This window comes from Myxococcus sp. CA005 (genome assembly GCF_006518205.1).
GTDB lineage: Bacteria > Myxococcota > Myxococcia > Myxococcales > Myxococcaceae > Myxococcus > Myxococcus xanthus.
Genome location: NZ_SRLV01000180.1, coordinates 1 through 3475, shown reverse-complemented (window position 1 = coordinate 3475; position 3475 = coordinate 1). Strand labels below are relative to the sequence as shown.

At 70.6% G+C, this 3475-nt stretch carries 2 protein-coding genes; one reads left to right on the top strand and one right to left on the bottom strand.

Going from position 1 to position 3475, the window contains the following annotated elements:
• The first annotated feature begins 438 nt into the window (after positions 1 to 438).
• Positions 439 to 1767 carry a PepSY domain-containing protein gene (locus FMQ63_RS36895; RefSeq protein ID WP_011553924.1) on the top strand — a complete coding sequence of 443 codons (1329 nt, stop codon included), beginning with the start codon at positions 439 to 441 and terminating at the stop codon, positions 1765 to 1767.
• Between the two features lie 86 nt (positions 1768 to 1853).
• Here the strand turns inward: FMQ63_RS36895 and FMQ63_RS36890 are convergent.
• On the bottom strand, positions 1854 to 3475 hold a 1622-nt coding region (locus FMQ63_RS36890; protein WP_141277039.1), incomplete at its 5' end, for a DEAD/DEAH box helicase.

Genomic DNA, 3475 nt, shown 5'->3' with positions numbered 1-3475 from the left:
GAGTTCGTCGGCAGCGTCAGATGTGTATAAGAGACAGCGTCGGGTCGACGGCCATTGGCGGCACGGGTGACGCGCTGACGCTCAAGCAGGTGATGCGGCCCCCCACGGTCCTCAAGCAGGTCAGGCCGGACTACCCCCGGCTGGCGAAGCAGCGGAACATCCAGGGCGTGGTGGTGGTGCGGGTCATCGTTGGCACGGACGGCCGGGTGGAGCAGGAGCACACCCAGGTGATGCGCTCCGTGCCCGCCCTGGACGCTGCGGCGATTGCCGCCGTGAATCAGTGGCACTTCACGCCCGCGCTGGGCCGTTCGGGGCGGCTGGCGCGAGTCATGATCGACATTCCGGTGAACTTCTCCCTGAAGTGAGTCTGGCGCGGTGTCGCGCCGGGTTCGCTCCAGTTCTCCTCGCGTGGGCTCCGGCCCGCGCTGGAGCCGTTTCATGCGCACCTTCCGAAACATCCTCTTCTGGATTCATCTCATCGTCGGAATCGCCACCGGGCTGGTGATTGCGATCATGTCCTTCACGGGCGTGGTCATCGCCTTCGAGAAGCAGCTCATCGAATGGGCGGAGCGGGATGTCCGGACGGTGCAGTCGCCGTCTCCAGGCGCGCCCCGGCTCCCCGTGGAGGAACTGGTCGAGCGCGTCCGCGCTGCGCGGACGGACGGACAGCCCTCTGGAGTGACGGTGTATCCGGAGCCGACGTCCTCGGTGCTCGTGAGCATCGGCCGGGGCTCGGTGACCTACGTCAACCCCTACACCGGCGAGGTGCTGGGGAATGGCGCGACGGGCCTGCGCGGCTTCCTCCAATGGAACGTGGAGCTCCACCGGTGGCTGGCCGCCGGCGGTGACAACCGCGCGGTGGGCAAGGCGATCACCGGCGCGAGCAACGCCGTGTTCCTCTTCCTGGCCATCTCCGGCCTGTACCTGTGGTGGCCGCGCAAGTGGACGCTGCGCGCCATGCGACCGTCGCTGTGGTTCCGGCGTGGGCTGAAGGGCAAGGCGCGCGACTGGAACTGGCACAACGTCATCGGCTTCTGGTCGCTGCCGGTGCTCATCGTGCTCACGGCGTCGGGCATGGTCATCTCGTACAAGTGGGCCTCCGACCTCGTCTACACGGTGATGGGCCACGAGGCTCCTGCGCGGCAGGGGCCGCCGGGCTCGGCGACGATGAAGGTGCCCGCGCCCGGGGTGGAGACACCGCGCAAGCCGATGGACGTGGTCATCGCCGAGGCCCAGAAGACGTCACCTACCTGGTCCTCCGCCACGCTGCGCCTGGGCAGTGGAGCGCGTCCGGGCGGTGCTCCCGCACAGGGTGGTCGTGGTCCGGACGCGAAGGGCGAGCGGGGCGAGAAGGGGGGCGCGGCACCCGCACAGGGTGGCCGTGGTCCGGAGGCGAAGGGCGAGCGGGGCGGGAAGGGCGGCGCGGACGGTGTGGACGCGGTGACGGTCACCCTCCGCGAGGCGGATGCGTGGCCGCTGTTCTCCTCCAAGCAGGTGTCCCTCAACCCCTTTTCGGGCGAGGTGGCGAAGCAGGAGACGTACGCGGACTACAACAGCGGCCGGAAGCTGCGCACCTGGCTGCGCTTCCTGCACACCGGCGAGGCGCTGGGGCTCATGGGCCAGTTGGTGGCCGCCATCGCGTCGCTGGGCGGCGTGTTCCTCGTCTACACGGGCTTCGCGCTGTCGTGGCGCCGGTTCTTCTCCCGGCGCCGGACGAACACCGAGCCTCGGGAAGAAGCCGCCGCGCAGTCCGAGCCGGTGGCCTGACGGATTTCAGCCCTCCTCGTGAGCGTGACGGGTTCGCTCGTCATTCTCCCACTCACGAGGCGGGCATTTCCCTTTGAGTCGGAAGGTCAGCTCCGGTCCTTGCGGACGAGCACCTTCTTGCCGCGCAGGGTGGCGTTCTTCAACGCGGCGATGATGCGGTTGGCGTCGGACTCCGGCACCTCCACCAGGGAGAAGGCGTCGCCAATCTGGATGGCGCCAATCTTGGAGGACTCGACGCCCGCTTCCCCGGCGATGGCGCCCACCAGGTCGGCGGGGCGTACGCCGGCGTGACGGCCGGCGCCAATCCACAGGCGGGTGACGTCCCACGTCGGCGGGCCACCGCGGGCCTTCGGGCCGCGCTCCGGCCGGCCTGGACGCCCCGTGGGCGCTCCGAACTTGCCCGTGCGCTCACGGCGCTCCTGCGGCGGCGCGACGACGGGGATCTCCGTCTCCTCCGTGTCGCGGCCCTCGTCCTGGGCCTCATGGAGGAGCTTCACGGCGGCGGCGGCGATGTCCATGGCGTCGAACTCGCTGGCCAGGCTCTCCACCACGTTGCGGAGGGAGTCGTACTCACCGGTCACCAGCGTCTCGCGCAGGGATGCGCGCAGCATCTCCTGCCGCTTCTCGCGCATGTCCGCGACGGTGGGCACGGTGGCCACTTCGATGCGCTGGCCGGTGACGCGCTCGATGTTGCGCAGCAACCGGTGCTCGCGGGGCTCCACCAGGGTGATGGCCACGCCCTCGCGGCCGGCGCGGCCCGTGCGGCCGATGCGGTGCACGTAGGCCTCGGGCGCGTTGGGGACGTCGAAGTTCACCACGTGGGACAGGCGGGGGATGTCCAGGCCGCGCGCCGCGACGTCGGTGGCCACGAGCAGGTCGGTGCCCTGGGACTTGAGCTGCTTGATGACGCGGTCTCGCTGCTCCTGCGTCATGCCGCCATGCAGGGCGTGGGCGCGCCAGCCACGGCCGTTGAGGGAGACGGTGAGGTCGTCCACCTCCGTGCGCGTGCGGCAGAAGATGATGGCCGCGGTGGGCGACTCCACGTCGAGCAGGCGGCCCAGGGTGGCGATCTTGAAGGCGCGCGGCACGACGTAGGCCGTCTGCCGGACGCGGGGAATCTCCCCCTGTTCCACCTTCTCGCGGGCGATCTTCACGCGCACGGGCTCGTGCAGGTGACGCTCGGCGATGCTGGCGATGCGCGGCGGGAGCGTGGCGGAGAAGAGGGCCGTCTGCCGGTCCTCGGGCGTGCCGGAGAGGATGGCCTCCAGGTCCTCGGCGAAGCCCATGTCGAGCATCTCGTCGGCCTCGTCGAGCACGACGACGCGCACGTCATCGAGCTGCAACGTGCCACGGCGCAGGTGGTCCAGCGCGCGGCCCGGCGTGGCGACGACGACGTCCACGCCGCGCTTGAGGACGCGGAGCTGCTGGCCAATGACCTGGCCGCCGTACAGGGGCAGCACGGAGATGCCGAGCTTCTGGCCGTAGCGGTGGATGGCCTCGGAGACCTGCATGGCCAGCTCGCGCGTGGGGACCAGCACCAGCGCGGACGTGGTGTTGGGCCGGCACGCGCCGGGCTCCACGTGGTTGAGCAGGGGCAGGGCGAAGGCGGCCGTCTTGCCGGTGCCGGTGGCGGCGATGCCGAGCAGGTCCTTCCCCGCGAGCAGTGGCGGGAGGGCGGCGGCCTGGATGGGGGTGGGCTCCTCGTAGC

Coding starts and splice junctions, on each gene's coding strand:
- FMQ63_RS36895 (WP_011553924.1), top strand. CDS start 439: ATGCGCACCTTCCGAAACATCCTCTTCTGGATTCATCTCATCGTCGGA.